The sequence below is a fragment of the Pseudomonas sp. SIMBA_067 genome (assembly GCF_046534675.1).
Classification (GTDB): Bacteria; Pseudomonadota; Gammaproteobacteria; order Pseudomonadales; family Pseudomonadaceae; genus Aquipseudomonas; species Aquipseudomonas putida.
Genome location: NZ_JAWRYH010000003.1, coordinates 281006 through 306688 on the forward strand (window position 1 = coordinate 281006; position 25683 = coordinate 306688).

Annotated in this window: 27 protein-coding genes and 1 other RNA gene; 8 read left to right on the top strand and 20 right to left on the bottom strand. The window is 61.7% G+C overall.

Going from position 1 to position 25683, the window contains the following annotated elements:
• Nucleotide 1: 1 nt before the first annotated feature.
• From mraY to rsmI, 9 genes are all read right to left on the bottom strand, one after another.
• Complete coding sequence (mraY, locus tag SB765_RS09710; RefSeq protein ID WP_016498046.1) at nt 2-1084, bottom strand: phospho-N-acetylmuramoyl-pentapeptide-transferase; 1083 nt, start codon at nt 1082-1084, stop codon at nt 2-4.
• Entirely contained in the window at nt 1084-2451 is a 1368-nt protein-coding gene (locus SB765_RS09715) for a UDP-N-acetylmuramoyl-tripeptide--D-alanyl-D-alanine ligase (protein WP_341796713.1), read from the bottom strand. The genes mraY and SB765_RS09715 overlap by 1 nt, the downstream gene beginning before the upstream one ends.
• Nucleotides 2444-3934, bottom strand: coding sequence for a UDP-N-acetylmuramoyl-L-alanyl-D-glutamate--2,6-diaminopimelate ligase (locus SB765_RS09720; RefSeq protein WP_410910906.1), 1491 nt, complete (start codon nt 3932-3934; stop codon nt 2444-2446). The genes SB765_RS09715 and SB765_RS09720 overlap by 8 nt, the downstream gene beginning before the upstream one ends.
• Nucleotides 3931-5670: a peptidoglycan D,D-transpeptidase FtsI family protein gene (locus SB765_RS09725; RefSeq protein ID WP_162471779.1), complete on the bottom strand. Its 1740-nt coding sequence runs from the start codon at nt 5668-5670 to the stop codon at nt 3931-3933. Before SB765_RS09725 ends, SB765_RS09720 begins: the two co-directional genes overlap by 4 nt.
• On the bottom strand, nt 5670-5963 hold the full coding sequence (gene ftsL / locus SB765_RS09730) for a cell division protein FtsL (RefSeq protein WP_063422309.1): 294 nt from the start codon (nt 5961-5963) through the stop codon (nt 5670-5672). The genes SB765_RS09725 and ftsL overlap by 1 nt, the downstream gene beginning before the upstream one ends.
• Nucleotides 5960-6907, bottom strand: a complete 948-nt coding sequence (gene rsmH, locus SB765_RS09735; RefSeq protein WP_016488970.1) for a 16S rRNA (cytosine(1402)-N(4))-methyltransferase RsmH — start codon at nt 6905-6907, stop codon at nt 5960-5962. Before rsmH ends, ftsL begins: the two co-directional genes overlap by 4 nt.
• Nucleotides 6904-7359 (bottom strand): division/cell wall cluster transcriptional repressor MraZ, encoded by a 456-nt coding sequence (mraZ, locus tag SB765_RS09740; protein WP_019439042.1) that lies wholly within the window; start codon nt 7357-7359, stop codon nt 6904-6906. The genes rsmH and mraZ overlap by 4 nt, the downstream gene beginning before the upstream one ends.
• A 309-nt stretch (nt 7360-7668) precedes the next feature.
• Nucleotides 7669-8044: RNase P RNA component class A (gene rnpB / locus SB765_RS09745), an RNA gene on the bottom strand.
• A 67-nt stretch (nt 8045-8111) separates the two neighbouring features.
• Entirely contained in the window at nt 8112-8987 is an 876-nt protein-coding gene (rsmI, locus tag SB765_RS09750; protein WP_341796715.1) for a 16S rRNA (cytidine(1402)-2'-O)-methyltransferase, read from the bottom strand.
• 186 nt (nt 8988-9173) lie between these two features.
• Between rsmI and SB765_RS09755 the strand changes: the two genes are divergently transcribed.
• From SB765_RS09755 to SB765_RS09775, 5 genes are all read left to right on the top strand, one after another.
• Nucleotides 9174-10991, top strand: a complete 1818-nt coding sequence (locus tag SB765_RS09755) for a penicillin-binding protein activator (RefSeq protein WP_341796716.1) — start codon at nt 9174-9176, stop codon at nt 10989-10991.
• The gene (locus tag SB765_RS09760; RefSeq protein ID WP_341796717.1) at nt 10991-11362 is read left to right on the top strand and encodes a YraN family protein; all 372 of its coding nucleotides are present in this window, start codon (nt 10991-10993) and stop codon (nt 11360-11362) included. Before SB765_RS09755 ends, SB765_RS09760 begins: the two co-directional genes overlap by 1 nt.
• A gap of 86 nt (nt 11363-11448) precedes the next feature.
• Nucleotides 11449-12042, top strand: a complete 594-nt coding sequence (locus SB765_RS09765; protein ID WP_012274070.1) for a phosphoheptose isomerase — start codon at nt 11449-11451, stop codon at nt 12040-12042.
• Nucleotides 12039-12617: a BON domain-containing protein gene (locus SB765_RS09770; protein WP_016498037.1), complete on the top strand. Its 579-nt coding sequence runs from the start codon at nt 12039-12041 to the stop codon at nt 12615-12617. Before SB765_RS09765 ends, SB765_RS09770 begins: the two co-directional genes overlap by 4 nt.
• Before the next feature lie 100 nt (nt 12618-12717).
• Complete coding sequence (locus SB765_RS09775) at nt 12718-12936, top strand: YgdI/YgdR family lipoprotein (protein ID WP_016488976.1); 219 nt, start codon at nt 12718-12720, stop codon at nt 12934-12936.
• A gap of 48 nt (nt 12937-12984) precedes the next feature.
• Here SB765_RS09775 and SB765_RS09780 read toward each other — a convergent pair whose 3' ends face one another.
• The 7 genes from SB765_RS09780 to rplM form a co-directional block, all read right to left on the bottom strand.
• Entirely contained in the window at nt 12985-13413 is a 429-nt protein-coding gene (locus SB765_RS09780; protein ID WP_258653920.1) for a ClpXP protease specificity-enhancing factor, read from the bottom strand.
• 10 nt (nt 13414-13423) lie between these two features.
• Complete coding sequence (locus SB765_RS09785) at nt 13424-14047, bottom strand: glutathione S-transferase N-terminal domain-containing protein (protein WP_016498035.1); 624 nt, start codon at nt 14045-14047, stop codon at nt 13424-13426.
• Between the two features lie 117 nt (nt 14048-14164).
• On the bottom strand, nt 14165-14944 hold the full coding sequence (locus SB765_RS09790) for a cytochrome c1 (RefSeq protein WP_341796719.1): 780 nt from the start codon (nt 14942-14944) through the stop codon (nt 14165-14167).
• Nucleotides 14944-16155, bottom strand: a complete 1212-nt coding sequence (locus SB765_RS09795) for a cytochrome b (RefSeq protein WP_003251825.1) — start codon at nt 16153-16155, stop codon at nt 14944-14946. The genes SB765_RS09790 and SB765_RS09795 overlap by 1 nt, the downstream gene beginning before the upstream one ends.
• Nucleotides 16155-16748 (bottom strand): ubiquinol-cytochrome c reductase iron-sulfur subunit, encoded by a 594-nt coding sequence (petA, locus tag SB765_RS09800; RefSeq protein ID WP_016498033.1) that lies wholly within the window; start codon nt 16746-16748, stop codon nt 16155-16157. The genes SB765_RS09795 and petA overlap by 1 nt, the downstream gene beginning before the upstream one ends.
• Nucleotides 16749-17010: 262 nt before the next feature.
• Nucleotides 17011-17403, bottom strand: coding sequence for a 30S ribosomal protein S9 (rpsI, locus tag SB765_RS09805; RefSeq protein ID WP_003260797.1), 393 nt, complete (start codon nt 17401-17403; stop codon nt 17011-17013).
• Nucleotides 17404-17417: 14 nt separating this feature from the next.
• The gene (gene rplM, locus SB765_RS09810) at nt 17418-17846 is read right to left on the bottom strand and encodes a 50S ribosomal protein L13 (protein ID WP_003251819.1); all 429 of its coding nucleotides are present in this window, start codon (nt 17844-17846) and stop codon (nt 17418-17420) included.
• Nucleotides 17847-18104: 258 nt separating this feature from the next.
• Between rplM and SB765_RS09815 the strand changes: the two genes are divergently transcribed.
• Both SB765_RS09815 and SB765_RS09820 read left to right on the top strand, forming a co-directional pair.
• Complete coding sequence (locus tag SB765_RS09815) at nt 18105-19145, top strand: NADP(H)-dependent aldo-keto reductase (protein ID WP_341796720.1); 1041 nt, start codon at nt 18105-18107, stop codon at nt 19143-19145.
• Between the two features lie 189 nt (nt 19146-19334).
• Nucleotides 19335-20255, top strand: a complete 921-nt coding sequence (locus tag SB765_RS09820) for a GlxA family transcriptional regulator (protein ID WP_341798924.1) — start codon at nt 19335-19337, stop codon at nt 20253-20255.
• Nucleotides 20256-20391: 136 nt separating this feature from the next.
• Here the strand turns inward: SB765_RS09820 and zapE are convergent, their stop codons facing one another.
• The 3 genes from zapE to SB765_RS09835 all read right to left on the bottom strand — a co-directional run bounded on the left by zapE (nt 20392) and on the right by SB765_RS09835 (nt 23581).
• A complete protein-coding gene (gene zapE, locus SB765_RS09825) occupies nt 20392-21486 on the bottom strand; it encodes a cell division protein ZapE (RefSeq protein ID WP_016498030.1) in 1095 nt (364 codons plus the stop codon).
• 84 nt (nt 21487-21570) lie between these two features.
• On the bottom strand, nt 21571-22920 hold the full coding sequence (locus SB765_RS09830) for a tryptophan--tRNA ligase (protein WP_341796721.1): 1350 nt from the start codon (nt 22918-22920) through the stop codon (nt 21571-21573).
• Between the two features lie 25 nt (nt 22921-22945).
• Nucleotides 22946-23581, bottom strand: a complete 636-nt coding sequence (locus SB765_RS09835) for an alpha/beta hydrolase (RefSeq protein ID WP_410931243.1) — start codon at nt 23579-23581, stop codon at nt 22946-22948.
• A 135-nt stretch (nt 23582-23716) separates the two neighbouring features.
• On the opposite strand from SB765_RS09835, the gene SB765_RS09840 reads away from it, so the two are divergent.
• Complete coding sequence (locus tag SB765_RS09840; protein WP_016488987.1) at nt 23717-24154, top strand: YhcB family protein; 438 nt, start codon at nt 23717-23719, stop codon at nt 24152-24154.
• A gap of 288 nt (nt 24155-24442) precedes the next feature.
• Here SB765_RS09840 and SB765_RS09845 read toward each other — a convergent pair whose 3' ends face one another.
• A complete protein-coding gene (locus tag SB765_RS09845; protein WP_410931244.1) occupies nt 24443-25639 on the bottom strand; it encodes a methionine gamma-lyase in 1197 nt (398 codons plus the stop codon).
• Nucleotides 25640-25683: the final 44 nt, after the last annotated feature.

Here is a 25683-nt window from a genome sequence, read left to right on the forward strand (position 1 = left end):
TCTACCTCAGTTTCAGGGTTGCAAGGCCAATCAGCACCAGAATCACGGTGATGATCCAGAAGCGGACGATCACCCGAGGCTCTGGCCAGCCCTTGAGTTCAAAATGGTGGTGGATCGGCGCCATGCGGAACACGCGCTTGCCGGTCAGCTTGAAGGAGGCGACCTGGATCACCACCGACAAGGTTTCCACCACGAAGATGCCGCCCATGATGAACAGCACGATTTCCTGGCGGACGATCACGGCGATGGTGCCCAGCGCGGCGCCCAGCGCCAGCGCGCCGACGTCACCCATGAAGACTTGTGCCGGGTAGGTGTTGAACCACAGGAAGCCCAGGCCGGCACCGATCAGCGCGCCGCAGAACACGATCAGCTCGCCCGAGCCCGGTACGTAAGGGATCAGCAGGTATTCGGCGAACTTCACGTTACCCGACAGGTAGCAGAAGATGCCCAGGGCGCCGCCGACCATCACCGTCGGCATGATTGCCAGGCCGTCGAGGCCATCGGTAAGGTTGACCGCGTTGCTGGAGCCGACAATGACGAAGTAGGTCAATACGACGAAGCCGACGCCCAGCGGGATGGTGACATCCTTGATGAACGGCAGGATCAGCGTGGTCTCGACGCTGGTCGGCGCGGTCTTGTACAGGAACACGGCTGCAGCCAGGCCGAACACCGACTGCCAGAAGTACTTCCAGCGGCTTGGCAGCCCACGGGAGTTCTTTTCGATCACCTTGCGGTAGTCGTCAACCCAGCCGATCGCGCCGAATGCCAGGGTAACGATCAGCACCACCCACACATAGCGGTTGGACAGATCAGCCCACAGCAGTGTGCTGATGGCGATGGCCGACAGGATCAGAGCACCACCCATGGTCGGGGTGCCGGACTTGGACAGGTGCGATTGCGGGCCGTCGTTACGCACGGCCTGGCCGATCTGGCGAATTTGCAGGGTACGGATCATCCACGGCCCCAGCCACAGCGCCAGGGACAACGCGGTCAGTACACCAAGGATCCCGCGCAGGGACAGGTACTGGAAGACCGCGAAGCCTTTGTGGAACTGTTGCAGATACTCGGCCAACAGCAGCAGCATTAATGTTTCTCCCCGCTGGCACCGCACAATGCCGCCACGACGTTTTCCATCGCAGCGCTGCGCGAGCCCTTGATCAAGATAGTGGTATCGCTGGCATTTTCGGCGCTAACCGCGTCGATCAGCTCAGCTTGAGTAGCGAAATGACGGCCATTGGCGCCGAACGCCTTGACCGCATGTGTCATGTTGGAACCCACTGCGTACAGGGCGTCGACCTTGCCACGCGCGTAGTCACCCACCTGACGGTGGCCTTCTTCCGCCCATTGCCCTAATTCGCCGATATCCCCAAGCACCAGGACGGTGCGTCCGGAAAAGCCGGCGAGTATATCAATGGCTGCGCACATGGAGGTGGGATTTGCGTTGTAACTGTCATCGATCACCCGCACGCCGTTAGGCGCGATCTGCGCCACGGTGCGGCCCTTGACCGGCTGCACGGCATTCAGGCCGGCGGCGATGCCGCTCAGGCTCAGACCAACGGCATGGGCCGCGGCTGCGGCGGCCAGGGCGTTGCTGACGTTGTGCTCACCCAGCACGTTGAGTTGCACAGCCACCGAGTCACCGGCGCCATGCAGCGTGAACGACGGGCAGCCACGGGCATCGCGACCAATGTCGCTGGCGTAGAAGTCAGCCTTGATATCGCTGCGGGCGAAACTGATGACCTTGTGCGCACCGGCACGGGCTTTCCAGGTATCGAAAGCCTTGTCGTCCAGATTCAGAATGGCCGTACCGCCCTCGCCCAGGCCTTCGAGGATTTCGCCCTTGGCTTCGACGATTTTTTCTGGGCCGCCGAACTCGCCGACATGGGCGGTACCGGCGTTGTTGATAATGACCACCTGTGGCCGGGTAAGGCCGACGGTGTAGCGAATTTCACCAATGCGCGACGCACCCAGCTCGATCACCGCAACGCTGTGCTCCGGGGCGATTTCCAGCAGGGTCAGCGGTGCGCCGAGGTCATTGTTCAGGTTGCCGCGGGTGGCGTGCACCAGGCCACGGGTGCGCAGGATGCTGGCAAGCATTTCCTTCACCGTGGTCTTGCCACTGGAACCGGTAATGGCCACTACGGGCTTGTCGAAAGCAGCGCGGTTCAGGGCACCGAGCTGACCCAGTGCTACCCGGCAATCCTTGACCAGCAGTTGGGGCAGGTCGACACCGGCCACTTCACGCTCGACCAGCGCAGCAACCGCGCCCTTGGCTTTAACGTCAGCCAGGTAGTCATGGCCATCGAAACGTGGGCCGGCCAAGGCGACGAACAGCTGCCCGGTGCTGACGCTGCGGCTGTCGATGCTGACGCCGGTGAAGGTGGCGTCGGCACCGACTTGTTGACCACTCAGTGCTGTGGTCAGCTGGCTGAGTGTCATCGGCTTAAGCATGTGGAGCCTCCCAGGCTTCAAGGGCCTTCTCGGCTTCGATCAGGTCGGAGAAGTCATGGCGCTCGCCATTGATCTCCTGGTAATCCTCATGCCCCTTCCCGGCCAGCACGATCACATCGTTGGCAGCGGCTGAGGCGATCAGGTGCGCAATGGCTTCGCCACGGCCGGCGACGAACTCGACGTCGTCAGGCTTGGTGAAACCGGGGCGGATGTCATCGAAGATGCGCAGCGGGTCTTCCGTGCGCGGGTTGTCGTCGGTGACCAACACGCGGTCGGCCAGGCGCTCGGCGACTTCAGCCATCAAAGGGCGCTTGCCGCGGTCACGGTCGCCGCCGCAGCCGAACAGGCACAACAGCTTGCCGTGAGCATGCGGGCGCAGGGCTTCAAGGACTTTTTCCAGGGCGTCCGGGGTGTGTGCGTAGTCGACCACCACCAGCGGCTTTTGGCCGCCACCCAAGCGCTGCATGCGGCCTACCGGCCCTTGCAGTCGCGGGGTGACCTCCAGGATTTCGTCCAGCGCGTAATCCAGCGCCAGCAGGGTTGCCACGGCGGCCAGCATGTTGCTCAGGTTGAAGCGGCCCAGCAGCTGGCTGCGCAGGGTGCGCTCACCCTGGGCGGTGACCAGCGTGGCGCGCACGCCATCGTCAGTGAACACGGCTTCGCGGCAGAACAGCGAGGCTTCCGGGTTTTCCAGGCTGTAGCTGAGCAGCCGGGTCTCGACAAGGTCGACACTCGGGCGGCAAGCAAAGTCTTCGGCCAGGCGACGACCAAAGTCGTCATCCAGGTTGACCACCTGGCAACGCAGGTTCGGCCAGGCGAACAGCTTGGCCTTGGCCGCCTCATAGGCTTGCATGCTGCCGTGGTAGTCCAGGTGATCACGGGACAGGTTGGTCATGACCGCGATGTCGAACGCCAATGCGGCGACACGCCCCTGCTCCAGGGCGTGGGAGGAAACCTCCATGGCCACGGCCTTGGCGCCCTGCTTTTTCAGGTCGTAAAGGGTCGACTGCACGGCAATCGGGTCTGGCGTGGTAAGCCGACCACTTTGCAGGTCACCGTAGAAACCGGTACCCAAAGTGCCAATAAGGCCGCAGCGCTGGCCAAGCACATCAAGCGCCTGGGCTACCAACTGGGTGACGCTGGTCTTGCCGTTGGTACCGGTCACGCCCACCAGGTTCAGCTGGCGGCTGGGCTCGCCATAGAAGCGCCCGGCGATGTCCGACAGCTGCGCGATCAGGCCCTTGACCGGAATCAGCGGCACATCGGTCAACGGCAGAACGTTGGCGCCATGCTCTTCATAGGCCACGGCGGCAGCGCCACGGGCCAAGGCATCGGCGATATGCTCGCGGCCATCGACCTTGGCACCCGGCACGGCCAGGAACAGATCGCCCGGGCGCACATTGCGGCTGTCCAGGGTCAGTTCACGAATCAGCGGGTCGCGGCTGGCGTGAGCGAAAAGTTTGCTTAATGGCATTGTCATCATCCACGCCCTCCCTTGGCGGCTGCTGCATTGACTTGCGACTGTTCGGCGGGTGCTGGTGGCGGCAGGTTGTCTGGCGGCACGTTCATCAAACGCAGGGTGCCGGACATGACCTTGCTGAAGACCGGCGCCGAAACCAGGCCACCGAAATAACCACCCTTGCCCGGCTCGTCGATGACCACGACGATGGCGTAGCGCGGGTCACTCATTGGCCCGAAGCCTGCAAACAGCGAGCGGTAGGCGTTTTCGGTGTAACCCTTGGAACCCACGGTGGCTTTACGCGCGGTACCGGACTTGCCGGCCACGTGATAGAACGGCACCTGGGCACGGAACACGCCACGCGGCGCTTCAATCACCTGCTGCAGCATGCCCTGAACGGTTTCGGCGGTTTCTTTCGGAATGGCCTGCACGGCTTCCGGCGCCTTGTCCACCTTGATGATCGACAGCGGCACCATCTTGCCGTCGTTGGCCAGCGCCGCGTAGGCATGCACCAGTTGCAGGGCGGTCACCGACAGGCCGTAGCCATAGGAAAGGGTCGCGGTCTCGGCCTTGCGCCACTCGCGGTGGTTAGGCAGGTTACCGACACGCTCCCCCGGGAAACCAAGGCCGGTGTACTGGCCCAGGCCGACCTGGGACATAACCCGGTAGATGGCCTCGCCGCCGATGTCGAAGGCGATCTTGCTCATGCCGACGTTACTGGAGTTGATCAGGATGCCGGTCAGGTCGAGGATCGGGCCCTCGCTGCGCGACACATCCTTGATGGTGTAGCGGCCGATCTGCAGGCTGCCCGGGTAAACCTCGACCTTGTCGGTCGGCTTCCAGCGGCCGCTTTGCAGTGCCGCACTCATGGAAATCGGCTTGACCGTGGAACCGGGCTCGAACACGTCGATGATCGCCCGGTTGCGCATCGCTGCCGGGAACATGCTGCGGCGGTTGTTCGGGTTGTAGGTTGGCTGGTTGACCATGGCCAGAACTTCACCGGTCTTGACGTCCATGATCACCAGGCTGCCGGCCTTGGCGTCCTGTTCGGCAATGGCGTTGCGCAGCTCGCGGGTAGCCAGGTATTGCAGGCGCAGGTCTATCGACAACGCCAAGGTCTTGCCGGCCTTGGCGTTCTTGGTTACCTGGATGTCCTTGATCAGCCTGCCACGCCGGTCCTTGATCACCTGGCGCTTGCCGGGCACGCCGGCCAGCCACTCGTCATAGGCCAGTTCCACCCCTTCACGACCGTGGTCGTCGAGGTCGGTGAAACCAACCATGTGCGCAGTGACATCACCGGCCGGATAGAAGCGGCGGAATTCTTCCAGGCCGTATACACCTGGCACCTTCAGGTCGAGTACGTGCTGGCCCTGCTCCGGGGTCAGGCCGCGGACCAGGTAGATGAACTCCTTGCTGGCCTGCGCGGTCAGGCGCTCGACCAGTTGCTGCGGGTTTTGCCCCAACGCTGCAGCCAGCTGTGGCCAGCGGTCTTTGGACGCCTGCATTTCCTTGGGGTTGGCCCACAGGGTAGTGACCGGGGTACTCACGGCCAATGGCTCACCGTTGCGGTCGGTAATCAGGCCGCGGTGCGCCGGGATAGGAATATGACGCAGGCTGCGCGCATCGCCCTGCCCCTTGAGGAAGTCACGGTCGACCACCTGCAGGTCGATGATGCGCCAGCAGATGGCACCCACCATGATTGCCAGCAAGCCGATCACCACGCGGAAGCGCCACGGGTAGAGTGCGCCTTCGAGCTTCATCATGGCGCCACCATCCGCACTTCGTCAGCCGAAGGCACGCGCATCTTCAACTGCTCGGAAGCCAGGTTTTCGATACGGCTGGCGGCGGTCCAGGTGCTCTGTTCCAGAATCAGCCGGCCCCACTCGGCCTGGGCCTTGTCACGCTCGTTCAACTCCCCGTAAAGGGTGTTGAGCAACTGACGGTTCCAGTGCGCGCTGTAGGACACGGCGACGGCCGAAACCAGCACGCCGACAAACAGCAGAAGCATCAGGAAGCTTCCGCCTGGCAATGGCTTGGCGAAAAGCCTGCTCACCGCAGCTTCTCCGCCACACGCATCACGGCGCTACGCGACCGCGGGTTGGCCTTGAGCTCGGCTTCGGAGGCGAACTGGGCCTTGCCGATGAGCTTGATTTTCGGCTCGAAGACCTTGTGCTGTACCGGCAGGTTACGGGGCAGGTTGTCGGCCTCGCCCTTGACCAGCTTGCGCATGAACAGCTTGACGATACGGTCCTCGAGAGAGTGGAAACTGATCACTGCCAGGCGACCACCGACCTCGAGCGCATCGAGTGCGGCCTCAAGGCCAGCCTCCAGGTCACCCAGTTCGTTGTTGACATGGATCCGCAGCCCCTGGAAGGCACGGGTAGCCGGGTTCTTGCCTTTTTCCCAGGCAGGGTTGGCAACCTTCAGCACTTCAGCCAGGTCGGCAGTGCGGGTGAACGGCTCCTTTTCGCGGCGCTCGACCACGGCACGCGCCATGCGGCCGGAGAAGCGCTCTTCACCGTACTCCTTGAAGACGCGGGCAATTTCTTCGACAGGCGCCGTGGCGATGAACTCGGCGGCACTGATGCCCTGGTCCGGGTTCATGCGCATGTCCAGCGGGCCATCATTGAGGAAGCTGAAACCACGCTCGGGGTCATCCAGTTGCGGCGAGGACACGCCCAGGTCCAGCAGCACACCGCTGACCTTGCCGTGCAGGCCGCGCTCGGCCACTTCCGCGCCCAGCTCGGCAAAGCTGCGCTGCACAATGACAAAGCGGCCGTCTTCGGCCGCCAGCGCTTGCCCCGTGGCAATCGCCTGTGGATCTTTGTCGAAGCCCAGCAGCCGCCCTTGCGGCCCGAGCTTGCTGAGAATCAGCCGGCTGTGTCCGCCACGGCCGAAGGTGCCGTCCAGATAGCAACCGTCGGCGCGCAGGGCCAATGCCTCGACAGCTTCGTCGAGCAGGACGGTAATGTGGTTGAAGCCGCTATCTATGGTCACAGGATCAGGTCACGCAATTCGTCGGGCATGGCGCCCGGTTGTTGAATAGCTGCAAGGTCGGCTGCCGAAACCGTGTTCCAGGCATCTTCATCCCACAGCTGGAATTTGTTCAGTTGCCCCACCAGCATCGCCTTCTTGTCGAGCTTGGCGTACTCACGCAGGCGGGGCGGCACCAGGAAACGCCCACTGCCATCGAGCTCCAGGTCAACCGCATTACCGATCAGCAAACGCTGCAGACGGCGGTTTTCCTCACGCAACGATGGCAAGGCTCGCAACTTGGCTTCTATCTGTTCCCACTCATCGAGGGGGTATACGCACAAGCAGGGGTCAACGGCGTCAATGGTCACGATCAGCTGGCCATTGCAACGCGAATCGAGCTCGTCACGGTACCGGCTCGGCATGGCGAGACGTCCCTTGGCATCGAGGCTGACGGCGTTGGCTCCGCGGAACACGGCTGCGATTCCCCACAATATTAGCTTTTTTGTGCCAGAAAACCCACTTCATCCCACTTTCTGCCACTTGCGCACACTATAGGAATCCGCCCGCAGCACCGTCAAGGCACGTTCATAAGGAAAAGCCTTACAGGACCGAGATTTAGCGCGATAAGGGAATGTGGAACGATTACCAAGGAGAAAAAAACACGAGAAAAATCAAACCCACGCAAGCAAATGGAGTTCGAAGTTAAAGTGATTTATGAAGAGTAAGATTTTTTCGGTATTACCAGAGAGGATCTGCTATCGAATCAAGCAGGGGAGGAAAAGGTGGAGAGTCGATCTGTAAGCCGGGTTTTGTCGAGGACAGTCATTCCTCTACGACGGCCATCACTGGACGCCTCTAGCAACCTACCCGGTTCCGACGCGGGCCACGCCTGATGGAACCCTATTTGGTCTTGCTCCGAGTGGGGTTTACCTAGCCACGAACTGTTGCCAGCCGTGCGGTGCGCTCTTACCGCACCTTTTCACCCTTACCGGCACCGAAGTGCTTAGGCGGTTATTTTCTGTGGCACTTTCCGTAGGCTCGCGCCTCCCAGGCGTTACCTGGCACTCTGCCCTATGGAGCCCGGACTTTCCTCCCCCTGCTGCTCACACAACAAAAAGTTGCGGAACGAAAACAGGCAGCGACTGTCCGATCGACTCTCCGCCGCCAAGGTTACCGGCACGCGCGCACAAGAACAAGCAATACCGGCATTTATATCAAACTGCCACTATTCGGCTTTCTGCTTTTCCAGGGCAAGTTGATACAAAAGGTTCTTGCGCACCCCGGTAATTTCCGCCGCCAGCGCCGCCGCCCGCTTCAGTGGCAACTCGGCCAATAGCAGGTCGAGCACTCGCTGGGCCTCGCCACTGATGGCCTGCTCGCCTTCCGGCGCGCTCCAGCCGCCCACCAGTACTACGCATTCACCGCGCTGCTGGTTGCTGTCGCCAGCAACGAACGCGCGCAGTTCGGCCAGCGGCAGGCCCTTGAGGGTCTCGAAGGTCTTGGTCAGTTCACGGGCCAGCAGTGCCGGGCGTTCGCCACCAAATACCAGCTCCATGTCTTCAAGGCATTCGAGGATACGGTGCGGGGCTTCATAGAAGATCAGCGTACGCGGCTCTTCCTTCACCTGCTCAAGGCGCGCCCGGCGCCCTGCCTGCTTGGCCGGCAGGAAGCCTTCGAAGATGAAGCGGTCCGACGGCAAGCCGGCCGCCGACAGTGCAGCGATCAAGGCGCAGGCGCCCGGCACCGGCACCACGCTCACCCCCGCAGCCCGCGCCTGGCGCACCAGGTGGTAGCCCGGGTCGGAAATCAGCGGTGTGCCGGCATCGGAAACCAGCGCCACGTTCTCGCCAGCCAGCAGCTTGGTGAGAAAACGCCCGCCCTCGTCACGCTCGTTGTGTTCATGACAGGCCGCCAGCGGCGTGTCGATGCCAAAGTGTTGCAGCAGGCGGATCGAATGGCGGGTGTCTTCGGCAGCGATCAGCGCCACATCCGCCAGCACCTTCAGCGCCCGGGCGCTCATGTCGTCGAGGTTGCCGATGGGGGTTGCCACCACATACAGCGTCCCCACCGTGGATTTCGAAGCCCCTGCCACATCAGTCACTGCGCACACCTGTCATTCGGATCAAAGGCGCCATTGTAGCCCGAGCGCCTGCAACAGGGCGCAAAGAACTTCGCCGGCGATCAGCTGCAAGCCACCTATAGTGAAGGATCAGCACAGCAACATCGCGCCCCGGCCAGTGCTTGGGTACAATTGCCGGCCAACTTGATCGAGTAACAGGACCTTTACATGATCGCTTGCCTGCGGCTGCTCACAGCCCTCTGCCTCGCTGCCCTGCTGGCAGCTTGCGCCAGCTCGCCCTCATCCAGCCTGGGCGAACTGCCGCGCACCCCGGACGCCAGCATCGAGCAACTGCTCGAAAAGGCCGCTTCCAGCAAGTCTGCGGAAGACGCCGCACTGCTGCGCCTGAGCGCGGCCGACCTGGCCTACAAGCAGAAGGATTTCCCACGCGCCGCACGCATTCTTGAGCAAGTCCCGCTGGACACGCTCAAGCCGGCCCAGCAAGTGTTCGCCAGCACCCTCGCGGCTGAGCTGGCCATGAGCCGCAACCAGCCCAAGGCGGCCCTCACCGCCCTGGCTCACCCCAGCCTGCAACGAGTAGCCGAGCTGCCGGCAGAGCAGCAAGCGCGCACCTACAACGTGCACGCCGCCGCCCTGGAAGCCGACGGCCAGGCCCTGGCTGCCGCGCAACAGCGCGTGCTGCTGGCCCCGCTGCTCAGCGGCCAGGCTGCCAGCGCCAACAATGACGCTATCTGGGCCCTGGTCGCCTCGTTGCCGGCAGAACAACTGCAGCAGCCCGCCAACGACCAGACCCTGGCCGGCTGGACCAGCCTGGCCTTCGCCGTGAAAAGCGCCGGCACCCTGGAACAGCAGCAAGCGGCCATCGACACCTGGGTCAAACAGCACCCGGACCACCCTGCTGCCCAGCAACTGCCGCAGGCACTGACCAAGCTCAAGGAACTGGCCAGCCAGCCACTGACCAAGATTGCCCTGCTGCTGCCCCAGGAAGGCCCGCTGGCCGGTGTTGCCCGCGCCCTGCGTGACGGCTTCATGGCCGCCCACTTCCAGGCCCAGCAAGCCGGTCAGCCAGCGCCTGCGGTGCAGGTGTTCGACAGCTCGCGCATCGGCTCGCTCGACGATTTCTACAGCCAGGCCCAGGCCGCCGGCGTGCAACTGGTCATCGGCCCGCTTGAAAAGCCACTGGTCAAACAACTCGCCGCCAAACCACAACTGCCGATCACCACCCTGGCCCTGAATTACGCCGACGCCGGTCAAAAGGCCCCGCCGCAACTGTTCCAGTTCGGCCTGGCTGCCGAAGACGAAGCGCGCGAAGTAGCCCGCCGCGCCCGCGCCGACGGCATGGTCCGCGCCGTGGCTCTGGTGCCGAGTGGCGAATGGGGTGACCGCGTGCTGGCCGCCTTCCGCCAGGACTGGGAAGGCAATGGCGGCACCCTGCTCGCCGCCGAGCGCATCGCCCAGCCGGTTGCCCTGGCCCAGCAGATCGCCGACCTGTTCCAGCTGCGCCAGAGCGAAGGCCGCGCCAAGAGCCTGCAAAGCACGGTAGGCGGCAGCATTGCCGCACAACCGTCGCGCCGCCAGGATATCGATTTCATCTTCCTGGCCTCGACCCCGCAACAGGCCCAGCAGATCAAGCCGACCCTGAACTTCCAGTACGCCGGTGACGTACCGGTATACGCCACCTCGAACCTGTACAGCGCCAGCGGTGACGTCAACCAGTACAACGACATGAACGGCATCCGCTTCTGCGAAACGCCGTGGCTGCTCGACACCAGCAACAGCCTGCGCCAGCAGGTGGTACAGCAATGGCCGCAGGCCGCTGGCAGCCTTGGCCGCCTGTACGCCATGGGCGTCGATGCCTACAGCCTGGCGCCGCGCCTGGGCCAGCTGAAAGCGCTGCCGGACAACCGCGTCCAGGGCCTTTCGGGCAGCCTGAGCATCAACGCCAACCAGCGTATCGAGCGCCAGCTGCCATGGGCCGAGTTCGCCGGCGGCCAGGTCAAGCGCCTGCCTGACACCGCACGCTGATGGCAACTGCGTCGCCCACCAGCGCCGGGCAAGCAGCTGAAACCCAGGCCCTTGAGTACCTTCAAGGGCAGGGCCTGCAGCTGCTGGCGCGCAATTGGCGATGCAAAGGCGGTGAGCTTGATCTGGTCATGCTTGACGCCGATACAGTAGTATTCGTCGAAGTCCGCTACCGGTTGCACGCGTGCTTCGGTGGCGCCCTCGAAAGCATCGACGGGCGCAAGCAGAAACGGCTGGTGCTCGCCGCCAGCCTGTACCTGCAGAAGGCGCCCCACTGGGGCAACCACCCCTGCCGCTTCGACGTAGTCGCCCTGCAGGGCAGCCACCATGCAGGCAAACCGCTTCAATGGCTGAAAAACGCCTTCGAATGCTGAACCCACTTCGTTTTTTTTGCTCTATGTTTCGCGGGCTGGTCGTTGATGCGCGCAGCAAAGGCCACCGCCCCACTTAAGGTCACCAGATGGACATGCAATCCCGAATTCGCCGGCTGTTCCAGGCCAGCATCGATACCAAGCAACAGGCAATGGACATCCTGGCACCGCACATCGAGCAGGCCAGCCTGGTCATGGTCAATGCGCTGCTCAACGAGGGCAAGATGCTCGCCTGTGGCAACGGCGGCTCGGCCGGTGATGCCCAGCACTTTTCGTCGGAACTGCTCAACCGTTTCGAGCGCGAGCGCCCGAGCCTGCCAGCCATCGCGCTGACCACCGACAGCTCGACCCTGACCTCGATCGCCAACGACTACAGCTACAACGAAGTCTTTTCCAAGCAGATTCGCGCCCTGGGCCAGCCCGGCGACGTTCTGCTGGCGATCTCCACCAGCGGCAATTCGGCCAACGTGATCCAGGCGATCCAGGCTGCACACGACCGCGAAATGATTGTCGTAGCATTGACTGGCCGCGACGGCGGCGGCATGGCTTCACTGCTGCTGCCCGAAGACGTGGAAATCCGCGTACCTTCGACGGTTACCGCACGCATCCAGGAAGTCCACCTGCTGGCGATCCACTGCCTGTGCGATCTGATCGACAGCCAACTGTTCGGGAGTGAAGAATGACCCCTATGCGCCTCGGCCTGATGGCCCTGACCCTGTGCCTGAGCGTCACCGGTTGCAGCTCGGTACTCACCTCTACCCGCAATTCGCCGATCGAAGACGATCGCGGTACGCGCACCATTGGCAGCAAGATCGACGATTCGCTGATCGAGACCAAGGCCTCGGTGAACATTTCCAAGGCCAGCCCTGACCTGGACAAGGGCTCGCACATTGTTGTCAGCAGCTACAACGGCATCGTCCTGCTGGCCGGCCAAACCCCACGCGCCGACCTCAAGAGCCTCGCCGAGCAGACCGCCGGCCAGGTACAGCGCGTCAAGAAAGTGCACAACGAGCTGCAGGTGATGCAGCCCTCCTCCATCCTGGCACGCAACAACGACGCCTGGCTGACCACCAAGATCAAGACCCAGATGCTGGGTGACAGTGCCGTGCCAAGCTCGCGCATCAAGGTGATCACCGAGAACGGTATCGTCTACCTGCTCGGCCTGGTAACACAAAAGGAGGCCAACTCGGCCACCGCAGTGGTGCAGGGCGTGTCGGGCGTGCAGAAGATCGTCAAGCTGTTCGAGTACATCGACTGATTCATTGCTGTCTGTACTGGCCCTTTCGCGGGTTTACCCGCGAAAGGGCCAGTACAAGCAACAACAATGCCCCACCTTTCAGAAACCCAGGAAACACCGCATGAAAAAGCTTCTGCTGCCTGCCCTGCTGATCGGCACCTTCGCCACCCTGGCCGGCTGCTCCACCCCAAGCCTGATAACCCTCAACGATGGCCGTGAAATCCAGGCTGTCGACGCACCGAAGTACGACCGCGACGCAGGCTTCTACGAGTTCCAGCAACTCGATGGCAAGCGCACCCGCATCAACAAGGACCAGGTACGCACTATCAGCGACCTGTAACCCGAAGTCGGCAAAGAAAAAGGCGATCCGGTTGGATCGCCTTTTTTGTTACTTGACCACTTTCAGGCTTGGCCGACCACTTGGGCGCGGCGGTTGGCCCCCACCTTCTGGCGGGCCATCGTCGTCCGGCTGTACATCATCGTCTTCCAGCTCGTCGCCATCCATCGATGACTCCAGCTCGAAGACCATGCCCTGGCCATTTTCGCGGGCATAAATACCCAGGATGGCGCCAACCGGCACAAACAGCGAATGGGCCACGCCACTGAAGCGGCCCTCGAAGCTGACCGCGTCGTTATCCATGTGCAGACTGCGCACGGCACTTGGCGAAATATTCAGGACGATCTGGCCATCACTGGCGAAACCATCCGGCACCTGCACTTTCGGGTATTCGGCATTGACCAGCATATGGGGCGTGCAATCGTTGTCGACGATCCACTCATACAGTGCTCGAACCAGATAGGGGCGACTGGAGTTCATCAACAGCTCCTTAAAGCTTGCGCATTTCACGTTCTACGGAGGACAGGCTCGCCAGGAAAGGCTCGCGGGCAAACTGCCGCTCCATGTAATCCAGCAGCGGCTTGGCTTGCCGCGGCAATTCGATACCCAACACTGGCAAGCGCCAGAGTATGGGCAATAGACAACAATCGACCAGGCTTTGATCCTCACTCATGAAACAGGCGTACTCACCGAACAATGGCGAGACGCCGGTGAGGCTTTCGCGCAGGGCCTTGCGCGCCTCGACACGGGCTGCCTCGGTGCTGCGCGAGTCCAGCACGGTGTCGGCCAGGGCACACCAGTCGCGCTGGATGCGGTGCATCAGCAAACGGCTGTTACCCCGTGCAACCGGGTACACCGGCATCAGCGGCGGGTGCGGGTAACGCTCCTCGAGGTATTCCATCACCACGGTCGACTCATACAACGCCAGGTCACGGTCGACCAAGGTCGGCACACTGCCGTAAGGATTTACCTCGGCCAGCTTGGCCGGCAGGCGACTGGGGTCGACATCGATGACCTGCACGCTGACACCCTTCTCGGCCAGCACAAGGCGTACCCGATGAGAATAGTGATCAGCGGGATCGGAATAGCAGGCTAACCTGTTGGTTGCGCCCATGTAGCGGCTCCTCGCACGGGATGCTTGTACAACTGTAAATGAAAACGCGCCTGGGGCCCCCTGGCAAAACTGCCAGGGCGCCCCAGGCGCGTTCAACAACCAGAAACTACTGCGTGATCAGTGCACGTCCTTCCAGTATTCACGCTTGAGCAAATAGGCGAATACGAAGAAGAAAGCCAGGTACAGCAACACGTAGGTACCAATGCGCTGGCTTTCCAGTTTGACCGGGTTGGCCGAATAGGCCAGGAAGGTCACCAGGTTCTTGACCTTCTCGTCGAACTGCTCGGTGGTCAGGGTACCGGATTTCGGCGTGATGGTCAGCTGGTCACAGGCTTCGTGGGTGATCGGGCTGCCGGTCAACGGGTCGAATTGCTTCTTGCCATCGATTACCGTCTGCACCTGCTTGCAGCCAATCACCTGGTTACCCTGCAAGCCAACCAGCACGTTAGGCATGCCCACGTTCGGGAACACCTTGTTGTTCACCCCGTAAGGCCGCGATGGGTCCTCGTAGAAGCTGCGCAGATAGGTGTACAGCCAGTCGGTACCCCGCACACGGGCGACCAGGGTCAGGTCGGGCGGCGCGGCACCGAACCAGGTCTTGGCGTCACTGGGCTTCATGCCGATCTGCATGTGGTCACCGATCTTGGCACCGGTGAACACCAGCTTTTCGAGCATCAGCTCGTGGGGGATACCCAGGTCATCGGCCACCCGCTCGTAACGCTGGAACTTGGCACTGTGGCAGCCCATGCAATAGTTGGCAAAGGTGCGCGCACCGTCCTGCATGGCGGCCTTGTCGGTCAGGTCGATATCGGCCTTGTCCAGCTCCAGGCCGTGTTCGGCAGCGAAGGAAAAGGCAGGCATCACTGCCAGCAAAAATACTGCAATAAACTTTTTCATCAGCCAGTCACCCTTTCCGGAACCGGTTTGGTCTTCTCAAGCCTTGTGTAGAACGGCATTAGCAGGAAGTAGGCGAAGTACAACACCGTGCACACCTGCGACAGCAAGGTACGCCCAGGTGTCGGCGCCAGTACGCCCAGCACGCCGAGGATGACGAAGGCCACGCAGAACACCAGCAGGAAGACCTTGCTGATCCAGCCCTTGTAACGCATGGAACGCACCGGGCTGCGGTCGAGCCAGGGCAGTACGAACAGCACGGCGATGGCCGCGCCCATGGCAATGACGCCCATCAGCTTGTCAGGCACCGCCCGCAAGATTGCGTAGAACGGTGTGAAGTACCACACCGGTGCGATGTGCTCAGGCGTCTTGAAGGCGTTGGCCTGCTCAAAGTTCGGTTTTTCCAGGAAGTAACCGCCCATTTCCGGGAAGAAGAACACCACGGCGCAGAACACGAAGAGGAACACCACCACGCCGACGATATCCTTGACGGTGTAGTACGGGTGGAACGGAATGCCGTCCAGCGGAATGCCGTTTTCGTCCTTTTTCTTCTTGATGTCGACACCATCGGGGTTGTTCGAACCCACTTCGTGCAGGGCAAGAATGTGCAGCACTACCAGGCCAAGAATCACGATTGGCAGGGCGACCACATGCAGGGCGAAGAAGCGGTTCAGGGTGATGCCCGAAATCAGGTAGTCACCACGGATCCACTGGGTGAGATCGTCACCGATCACCGGAATGGCACCGAACAGCGAGATGATCACCTGGGCACCCCAGTACGACATCTGGCCCCACGGCAGCAGGTAGCCCATGAAGGCTTCGGCCATCAGCGCCAGGTAGATCAGCATGCCGAACAACCAGACCAGCTCGCGCGGCTTCTGGTAGGAGCCATAGAGCAGGCCGCGGAACATGTGCAGGTAGACCACGATGAAGAACGCAGACGCACCGGTGGAGTGCAGGTAGCGCAGGATCCAGCCGTATTCCACGTCACGCATGATGTACTCGACCGAGGCGAACGCCTCTTCCGCCGAGGGCGTGAAGCTCATGGTCAGCCACACACCGGTGACGATCTGATTGACCAGCACCAGCAATGCCAGGGAGCCGAAGAAGTACAGGAAGTTGAAGTTCTTGGGCGCGTAATACTTGCTCAGGTGGTCTTCCCACATCTTGGTGGCGGGGAAGCGAGCATCAATCCAGTCCATGAACTTGCTCATCATGCGTTCTCCTGATCGACGCCGATGACAATGATGTCGTCCGTCTCGTAAGAGTGCGGCGGCACTGGCAGGTTGAGAGGTGCCGGCTGCGACTTGTAGACACGGCCAGCCAGGTCGTAGTGGGAACCGTGGCACGGGCAGAAATAGCCACCCACCCACTTCGGACCAAGGTCAGCAGGCGCAACTTCCGGGCGGAAGGTGGGCGAACAGCCCAGATGCGTGCACAGTCCGACGAGAATGAGGATTTCCGGCTTGATCGAGCGAACCTCAGGGTCGACGTAGGTCGGCTGCACCGAGGCCTTGGACTCGGGATCAGACAGGTCACCCGTGATTTTTTTCAGGTTGCCGAGGATTTCCTGCGTTCGCCGCACGATGAATACCGGCTGACCACGCCATTCGGCCACCATCTGCTGCCCGGCCTCGACCTTGGCGATATTGACCTTCACCGGTGCACCCGCGGCTTTCGCCTTGGCACTGGGAAACCATGACCCCACGAACGGTACCGCAGCCCCCACTGCCCCCGCCGCCCCGACCACGGATGTCGCGGCTACGAGGAAGCGGCGCCGGCCTGCGTTGACGCCGTCATTGCTCATTCAGTCCTCTCCCATCAGCTTGCTTGGCCTGTTGAATCAGGCTCGTACTTAGGTTGTGTCAATGGCACTAAAATTTGGCCGTCATGGTAAGAAACAAATCCACACACTGACAAGGTGATTACCCCGACATGGGCGACAACCCGCGCTTTGCTTGATCTGCGTCTATGCGACAAGCGGCCACTGACATGCTGACAGGTTAGTTCAAGCCAAAAAAAAAGCCCGGTTCCAAGGAACCGGGCTTTTTTCGACTGCCGAAGCGGTATTAACGCTTGGAGTACTGAGGACGCTTACGCGCTTTACGCAGACCCACTTTCTTACGCTCGACTTCACGAGCGTCGCGGGTGACGTAGCCAGCACGACGCAGAGCGCCACGCAGGGTTTCGTCGTATTCCATCAGAGCGCGGGTGATACCGTGACGGATCGCACCGGCTTGACCGCTGACACCACCACCGGAAACGGTGACGTAGATGTCGAACTTCTCAACGGTTTCGGTCAGCTCGAGTGGCTGGCGAACAACCATGCGAGCGGTTTCGCGACCGAAGAACACGTCCAGAGAACGGTTGTTGATGGAGATGTTACCAGTACCCGGACGCAGGAATACGCGAGCGGTTGCGGTCTTGCGACGGCCAGTGCCGTAATTTTGAGTCGCCGACATAATGAACTATCCCGTTAGATCTTCAGTTCTTGAGGCTGCTGAGCAGTGTGTGGGTGAGCAGCACCCGCGTACACTTTCAGCTTGCGGTACATGTCGCGACCCAGCGGGTTCTTAGGCAGCATGCCTTTGACCGCGGTTTCGATAACACGCTCAGGGGCCTTGGCGATCAACTTCTCGAAGTTGATTTCCTTGATACCGCCCGGGAAGCCGGAGTGGGAGTAGTACATTTTGTCGGAAGACTTGGCACCAGTCACACGAACCTGCTCGGCGTTGATAACGACGATGTAGTCACCGGTGTCAACGTGAGGGGTGTATTCTGGTTTGTGTTTGCCACGCAGACGGGTAGCGATTTCAGTAGCCAGACGACCCAGGGTCTGGCCAGCGGCGTCGACTACGAACCACTCGCGCTTTACTGTTTCCGGTTTAGCAGTAAAAGTTTTCATTCTCTAAAGCCTCAGAGGCCGCCCAGCGAAAAATAGACGGCGAATCTTACTGGATAGTGCACACGTTGCCAAGAGCAAGCGCGCAGCCGAACACAGACGCTTTTGGGGGCTCGGGTCGGGCACGCCAATGTTCGACGGGGTTCTTCCTGCGTGATGGTGCATCACTTCCGCCACGCGGAGAGGGGCTGAATTATCCAGATTGCGAGAAAAATTTCAACCTGCTTTGATAGGTATCTATTGCCAAGGAGTGTCTAACCGATGGAATACCGCCAGCTCGGCCGTACCGACCTCAATGTCAGCGCCCTGTGCCTGGGCACCATGACCTGGGGCGAACAGAACGTTCAGGCCGAAGCCTTCGAACAGATTGCCCGGGCCAAGGCCGCCGGGATCAACTTCATCGACACCGCCGAGATGTACCCGGTGCCGCCCCGCCCGGAAACCTACGCAGCCACCGAGCGCATCATCGGCAACTGGTTCCGTGACAACGGTGATCGCGACGACTGGGTGCTGGCCAGCAAGGTTGCAGGCCCTGGCAACGGCATCAGCCACATCCGCGACGGCCAGCTCAAGCACAACCGCCAGCACATCGTCGCGGCCCTGGAGGAGAGCCTGAAGCGCCTGCAGACCGACCGTATCGACCTGTACCAGCTGCACTGGCCGGAACGCAGCACCAACTTCTTCGGCAAGCTGGGCTACCAGCACCTGCCCCAGGACCACTTCACTCCGCTGGAAGAAACCCTCGAAGTACTCGACGAGCAGGTGCGGGCGGGCAAGATCCGCCACATCGGCCTGTCCAACGAAACGCCGTGGGGCACCATGAAGTTCCTGCAACTGGCCGAAAGCCGAGGCTGGCCGCGGGCGGTGTCGATCCAGAACCCGTACAACCTGCTAAACCGCAGCTTCGAGGTGGGCCTGGCGGAAGTGGCCATCCGCGAGCAGTGCGGCCTGCTGGCCTATTCGCCGCTGGCGTTCGGCATGCTCTCGGGCAAGTACGAGAACGGCGCACGGCCGGGCAACGCGCGCCTGACCCTGTTCAGCCGCTTTGCCCGCTATTCAAACCCGCAGACCGTGGCAGCCTGCAGCCGGTACGTGCAACTGGCCCGCGAGCACGGCCTGGACCCGGCGCAGATGGCCCTGGCGTTCGTCACCCGGCAGCCGTTCGTGACCAGCAACATCATTGGCGCGACCAGCCTGCAGCAGCTGGACAGCAACCTGGCGAGCCTTGACCTGAGCCTGAGCGATGAGTTGCTGGCAGCAATCGAGGCGATTCACCAGGAGCAGCCGAACCCGGCGCCTTGAGCTGAAAGGGGCCGCTTCGCGGCCCCGCTGTTACACGGGGTAGACACAATCGCCAAAAAATAAGACGATCCAGCCGGTGATTGACCACTCTACCCTATAAGAACAATGACAATGATGTTTACCCAACCCTCCGCGTCGCTGCGGCGCGTCAGCATCCTGGCCATTGACAAGGTGTTTGCTTCGACCTTGATGCAGGCCAAGGATTTCTTCCATCTCGCCAGCCTGCGTTACAGCAAGCAGCTGGGCCTGGGCTTGCAGCCCATGTTCGAGATCCACCTGGTGAGCCCCGACGGCCAGCCCGTGGACAGCTTCAGTAATGTTCAGCTACCGGTCGACGGCGGCCTGGACGACGCCGATGTGATCATCCTCCCGGCCTACTGGGACGATTTCGACAACCTCCTGCAACGTTATCCACAGGTGCTGCCATGGCTGCGTGAACAGCATGCCCGCGGTGCGGTGCTGTGCGCCGAGGCCAGTGGTGTGTTCTGGCTGGCCGAATCCGGCCTGCTCGATGGCAAGGAGGCGACGACCTACTGGCGCTTCTTCACCAGCTTTGCCGAACGCTTTCCGAAGATCCGGCTGAACCAGGACAAGCACCTGACCGACGCCGACAATATCTATTGCGCCGGCGGCGCCACTTCGGCCTGCGACCTGTACATCTACCTGATCGAGCGCTTCTGCGGCGCAAATGTGGCCCGCGCCGCGGCCCGCGACATCCTCTACGAAGTGCAGCGCAACTACACCCCGGGGCGCATGGGCTTTGGCGGGCAGAAGCTGCATCAGGACCTGATCATTCTGCAGATCCAGCATTGGCTGGAGGAACACTTCGCCGACAAGTTCCGCTTCGAGGATGTGGCCCGCAACCACGGCATGAGCATCCGCAACTTCATGCGCCGCTTCCAGGGCGCGACAGGTGACAAGCCGCTGCACTACCTGCAACGGCTGCGGATCGAGACCGCCAAGGGGTTGCTGTCGAGCACGCGCAAGAGCATCAAGACCATCAGCTACGAAGTTGGCTATGACGATGCCAGTTTCTTTGCGCGGCTTTTCCGTCAGCACACCGAGCTGTCGCCGAACCAGTATCGGCAGCAGTTCATGCAAGAGGCTTGAGCGCCATGGGGCTGCTTTGCAGCCCAATTCGCGGCACAAGGCCGCTCCTACAGGGGAACGCGATTCCATGCGGGTACGCGATCTCTTGCAGGAGCGGCCTTGTGCCGCGAATGGGCCGCAAAGCGGCCCCAGGTTCTTATGGCTTGTGCGCGCGCGACAGGAATTCGTGCGACTGCATCTCCAGCAACCGGCTCAGGGTGCGCTGGAACTCGAAGCTCAGGCGCCCGCCGGTGTACAGGTCTTTGAGCTCCACCTCGGCCGAGATGATCAGCTTGACGTTGCGGTCGTAGAACTCGTCCACCATGTTGATGAAACGACGGGCGATGTCGTCGGTGGCGACACCCATCTGCTCCACATTGCTCAACAGCACGGCATGGAAGATCTTGCCCAGTTCGATGTAGTCGTTCTGGCTGCGCGGCCCATCGCACAGGGCGCGGAAGTCGAACCAGGCGACATCGTCACAGGTGCGCAGGGCATTGATCGGACGGTTCTCGATCATCAGCACATCGTTCTCGACCGCCTGGGTGCACTCAGGCGTCAGCGCCTTGAAGCTGGCGCGCATGCTCTGGTGCGCCGCATCGTTGAGCGGGTAGTGGAACAGTTCGGCCTGCTCCAGGTGACGCAGGCGGTAGTCGACCCCACTGTCAACGTTCACCACGTCGGTGAACTGCTTGATCATGGCAATGGCAGGCAGGAAGCGTGCGCGTTGCAGGCCGTCCTTGTACAGGCCGTCCGGCACGATGTTGGAGGTGGCTACAAGCGACACGCCGTTCTTGAACAGCTCTTCCATCAGGGTGCCGAGGATCATGGCGTCGGTAATGTCCGACACGAAGAATTCGTCGAAGCAGATCACCCTGGCTTCGTCGCTGAAGCGCTTGGCGATGATGGTCAGCGGGTTCTTCTCGCCCTTGAGGGTTTTCATTTCCTCGTGCACACGCTTCATGAAGCGGTGGAAGTGCGTACGCATCTTCTGCTTGAACGGCAGCGCTTCGTAGAAGGTATCGACCAGGTAGGTCTTGCCTCGCCCTACCCCACCCCAGAAGTACAGGCCCTTGACCGGGGTCTGCTCCTTCTTGCCGAACAGCTTGCCAAACACGCCCGGCTTGTTGTTCTGCGCCTGTACCAGGTCGTCGTACAGGCGCTGCAGGTGACGCACCGCAGTTTCCTGCGCCGCGTCATGGAAGAAGTCGGGACGTTTCAGATCTGCTTGATAGCGTTCTAAGGGAGTCATGATTCGTTAGCGAGGCAACAAAAAACGGGCCGTCACTGTAGCGACAGGCCCGCTTAATGGCAATCAGACTTGCGTCAATATGCCTCAGTCCTGCTGTGGTGCCAGGGCATCACGCAGGCTTTGAATGGCCGCATCACGGGCTTGGGCGCTGTCGAACTGCGGCCCGTCGGCAACCTGCTCGCCATTGAGCCACAGGCCGAAGCTCAAGCCTTCGACCCGTACATCAGCCTCGCCACCCTGCTGAAGCTGCTTGCTCACGGCGCCGGCGCTCTTGCCGTCGGCGAAGCTGCGCGACAGCAGCAGTTGCTCGCCGTCAGCGGCCAGCAGGCGGAAGCGGAAGCTGCCGTCTTCGTCGCGGAAGCTGACGAAGCGTGCGCTCTTGGCGGCCTTCTTCTTCACCTCGGTGCCGGCTTGCACACCGCTACGGAACGAACGCAGGCCAACGGCTTCGCGCAGTTGCTCGAGGAACGGCGTGGCAATCTTGCGTGCCTTGGCGGCGCCGGCCAGCAGGATGTCTTCCAGGTCCGCCGGGCGGGCGATCAACTGGTGGTAGTACTCGCGTTTTTCGGCCAATTGGCCATCCAGCAGCTGGAACAGGCGCTGCTTGGCATCGCCCCAGCCCAGGCCCTGCAGCAGCTCTTCGCGGAATTCGGCGCATTGCTGCGGCGTCGAGAAGGCCTGGTACAGGGTGAACAGGTGCGAATTGTCCGGGTCTTTCGCTTCGCCTGGCGCGCGCGAGTCAGTGACGATGCGCGAGATGGCGTCCTTCATGTCCTTGGCGCTGGTAAACAACGGGATGGTGTTGTCATAGCTCTTGGACATCTTGCGCCCGTCCAGGCCTGGCAACGTGGCCACGCTTTCCTCGATCACCGCCTCCGGCAGGGCGAAGAAGTCCCGGCCCTGGCCGAACAGGTGGTTGAAGCGCTGGCCGATGTCGCGGGCCATTTCCACGTGCTGGATCTGGTCACGGCCGACCGGCACCTTGTGGGCGTTGAACATCAGGATGTCGGCGGCCATCAGTACCGGGTAGCTGAACAGGCCCATGGTCACGCCGGCGTCCGGGTCTTCGCCGTTCTCGACGTTCTTGTCCACCGAGGCCTTGTAGGCATGCGCGCGGTTCAGCAGGCCCTTGGCGGCAACGCAGGTCAGCAGCCAGGTCAGCTCGGGGATTTCCGGGATGTCGGACTGGCGGTAGAAGGTCACCTTGTCCGGGTCCAGGCCACCAGCCAGCCAGGTGGCGGCTATCTCCAGGCGCGAACGCTGGATACGCAGCGGGTCGTCGCACTTGATCAAGGCGTGGTAGTCGGCCAGGAAGTAGAACGAGTCGGCACCGGGCTGCTGGCTGGCACGGATCGCAGGGCGAATGGCGCCGGCGTAGTTGCCCAGGTGCGGAGTGCCGGTGGTGGTGATACCGGTAAGAATGCGCGTGGTCATGGGTGTTCGCTTATTCAGGCTTGGCTCAGTTCGAAAGGCGCGGCAGCAGCAGATCCTTCAGATCGGTCAGCTTGCCATGGAAGAAGTGTCCGCATTCTGCCACTTTCAGCAGCTCATGGGGGCGCGACAGGCTATCGGACCATTCGTAAACCAACTGCGGCGCGACCACTTCGTCGGCATCTGGCTGCACCACGGTGATCGGGCAGTGCTGTGGCAGCGGGAATTCGGCCGTCAGGCGCATGACTGCCGGGGCAATCATGAACAATTGTTGCAGCCTTACCCCGGCGGCTTCCAGGCGGCCGGCCAGGCTGGTGGCAACGAAACCGCCGAACGAGAAGCCCATCAGCACCAGTGGCAGGTCGGGGTGCCTGGCACGCAGCCAGGCGGCGGCGGCCTCGGCATCGGCCACTTCGCCGGCCCCCATGTCATGGCTACCGGCGCTCTGGCCGACGCCACGGTAGTTGAAACGCAGGGTCACATAGCCGGCATCGCGGGCGGTGCGTTGCAGGGTCGAGACCACCTTGTTGAGCATGGTGCCGCCCTGGACCGGGTTGGGGTGGCAGATCAGCACCGCGCCACGGGCATCGGCCACGTCCAGGTACAAGGCTTCCAGCTGGCCGCTGGGGCCATCGATGAACAAGGGGGTTTCGCGGACAAGCAAGGCACTACTCCGTGACCTCGGGAAGGGTCGATTCGTCTAGGTGAGGAATTCTGTTCTGATTTGCGATCGCTCGCGGTATACAGCGCAGGTCTGAGCCGTTAACGTAAAGCAAAGCCGTTTATAGAGGAAGGACTCGTGGAACTCTCGCTCCTTGTTTGGTTGTTGCCAACCCTGGCCCTGGTCATCGGTGTGGCGGTCGGTTTCATTGTTGCCCGCCTGCTGCCCAACGCGGCGCCGAGCAACACCCAGCGCCAACTGGATGACATCCAGAAGCGCTTCGACAGCTACCAGAACGAAGTGGTCACCCACTTCAACAGCACCGCCATGCTGGTCAAGAAACTGACCCAGAGCTACCAGGACGTACAGGATCACCTGGCCGAAGGCGCCAACAGCCTGGCCCTCGATGAAGTCACTCGCCAGCGCCTGCTGGCTGCACTGCATTCCGAAGCGCCGCAAGGCCCGCGTGACCGCCTGACCCCACCGAAAGACACCGCCGAAGTGCCGCGCGACTATGCGCCAAAAGCGCCAAATTCGCCGGGCATGCTCGATGAGAGCTACGGGCTCAAGCGTTGATCTGCTGAACATGAAAAAGGCCTCGCAAGAGGCCTTTTTTGTGCTTTGAATCGCCAAGAGAACCCCGCCAGTGCGGGGTTCCCAGTTCAGATCAAGGCTTGCGCCAGGACTGGCCACCTTCATCATCGTCACCGCCACTGCGGCAAATGAACAGGTCGATGTATTTCGGGAATACGCTCATTGTCAAACTCCTCTTGGATAAGCCGGCCAATTCACCAGCTCATCCAAAGTGCCATCGCCTGATCCCGTAAGGCATTGGGCAAGTATTCCCGATCCTGCAAGGCAAGGTCATGCACACGCCTTCAACGCCACCTCGATATCTGCCAGCAGGTCCTCCACATCCTCCAGCCCCACTGACAACCTCACCAGCCCCTCTGATATCCCGTGATGCGCCCGCTCTTGTGGCGTGTAACTGGAGTGCGTCATGCTCGCCGGGTGCTGAGCCAGCGACTCCGCATCCCCCAGGCTCACTGCCCGGGCAAAAAGCTGCAGCGCATTCATGAAACGCCGCCCTGCCTCTATCCCCCCCTTGAGCTCAAAGGCAATCATCCCGCCCGGCAGACGCATCTGCCGCTGTGCCAGTTCGTACTGGGCAAACGACGGCAACCCTGGGTAGTGAATCAGCTCCACCTGCGGCTGCCGAGCCAGAAACTGCGCAACCTGCAACGCATTGGCGCAGTGGCGGTCCATGCGCAGAGCCAAGGTCTTGATACCGCGCATCAATAGCGAAGCGTCATGCGGCGACAGCACAGCCCCGGTCATGTCTTTGAGCCCTTCAAGGCGAATCCGGTCGACCAGCGCCTTGCGCCCCACCACCAGGCCTGCGGTGATGTCCCCATGGCCACTGAGGTACTTGGTCGCCGAATGCACCACCAGGTCCGCCCCCAGTTCCAGTGGCCGCTGCAGGTAGGGCGTGCAGTAGGTGTTGTCGACCACCACAAGCACATCACTCCCCCGCACCGCCTCGACGACCGCCGCTATATCCACCAGTTGCATGTTGGGGTTGGCCGGTGTTTCGAAGTAGATCATCCGCGTTTTGCTGTTGATCGCCGCTTTCAGTGCCTTGGCATCGTTAAGGTCGACATGGTGGATCTTGACCCCGAACTCGCCAATGCCATGGTGCAGGAACGCAAAGGTGCAGCCATACAAGGTGCGCCCCACGATCAGCTCATCACCAGGCCGCAGCAGGGTCCAGAGCGTCGAAGTAATGGCCCCCATCCCCGACGCCAGCGCCAATCCCGCCTCACCACCCTCCAGCGAGGCCATGCGTTGCTCGAGCAAGGCCAAGGTGGGGTTGGAGATGCGGCTATAGAAGTGCCCCGCCTTCTCCCCGGCGAAGCACGCAGCGCCGTATTCGACAGTCGGGAAGGCATAGGTAGCGGTCTGGTACACCGGCGGCACCAGGGCACCACCGTGGGAAAGCGGGTCGTAGCCATGGTGAATGGCCCGTGTGGAAAAACCGGTGTTGTTATGGGAGCCGCGCATGGCAACAGCCTCTTGTGGTTTGTTATAAGCTTATGCCACCGAGC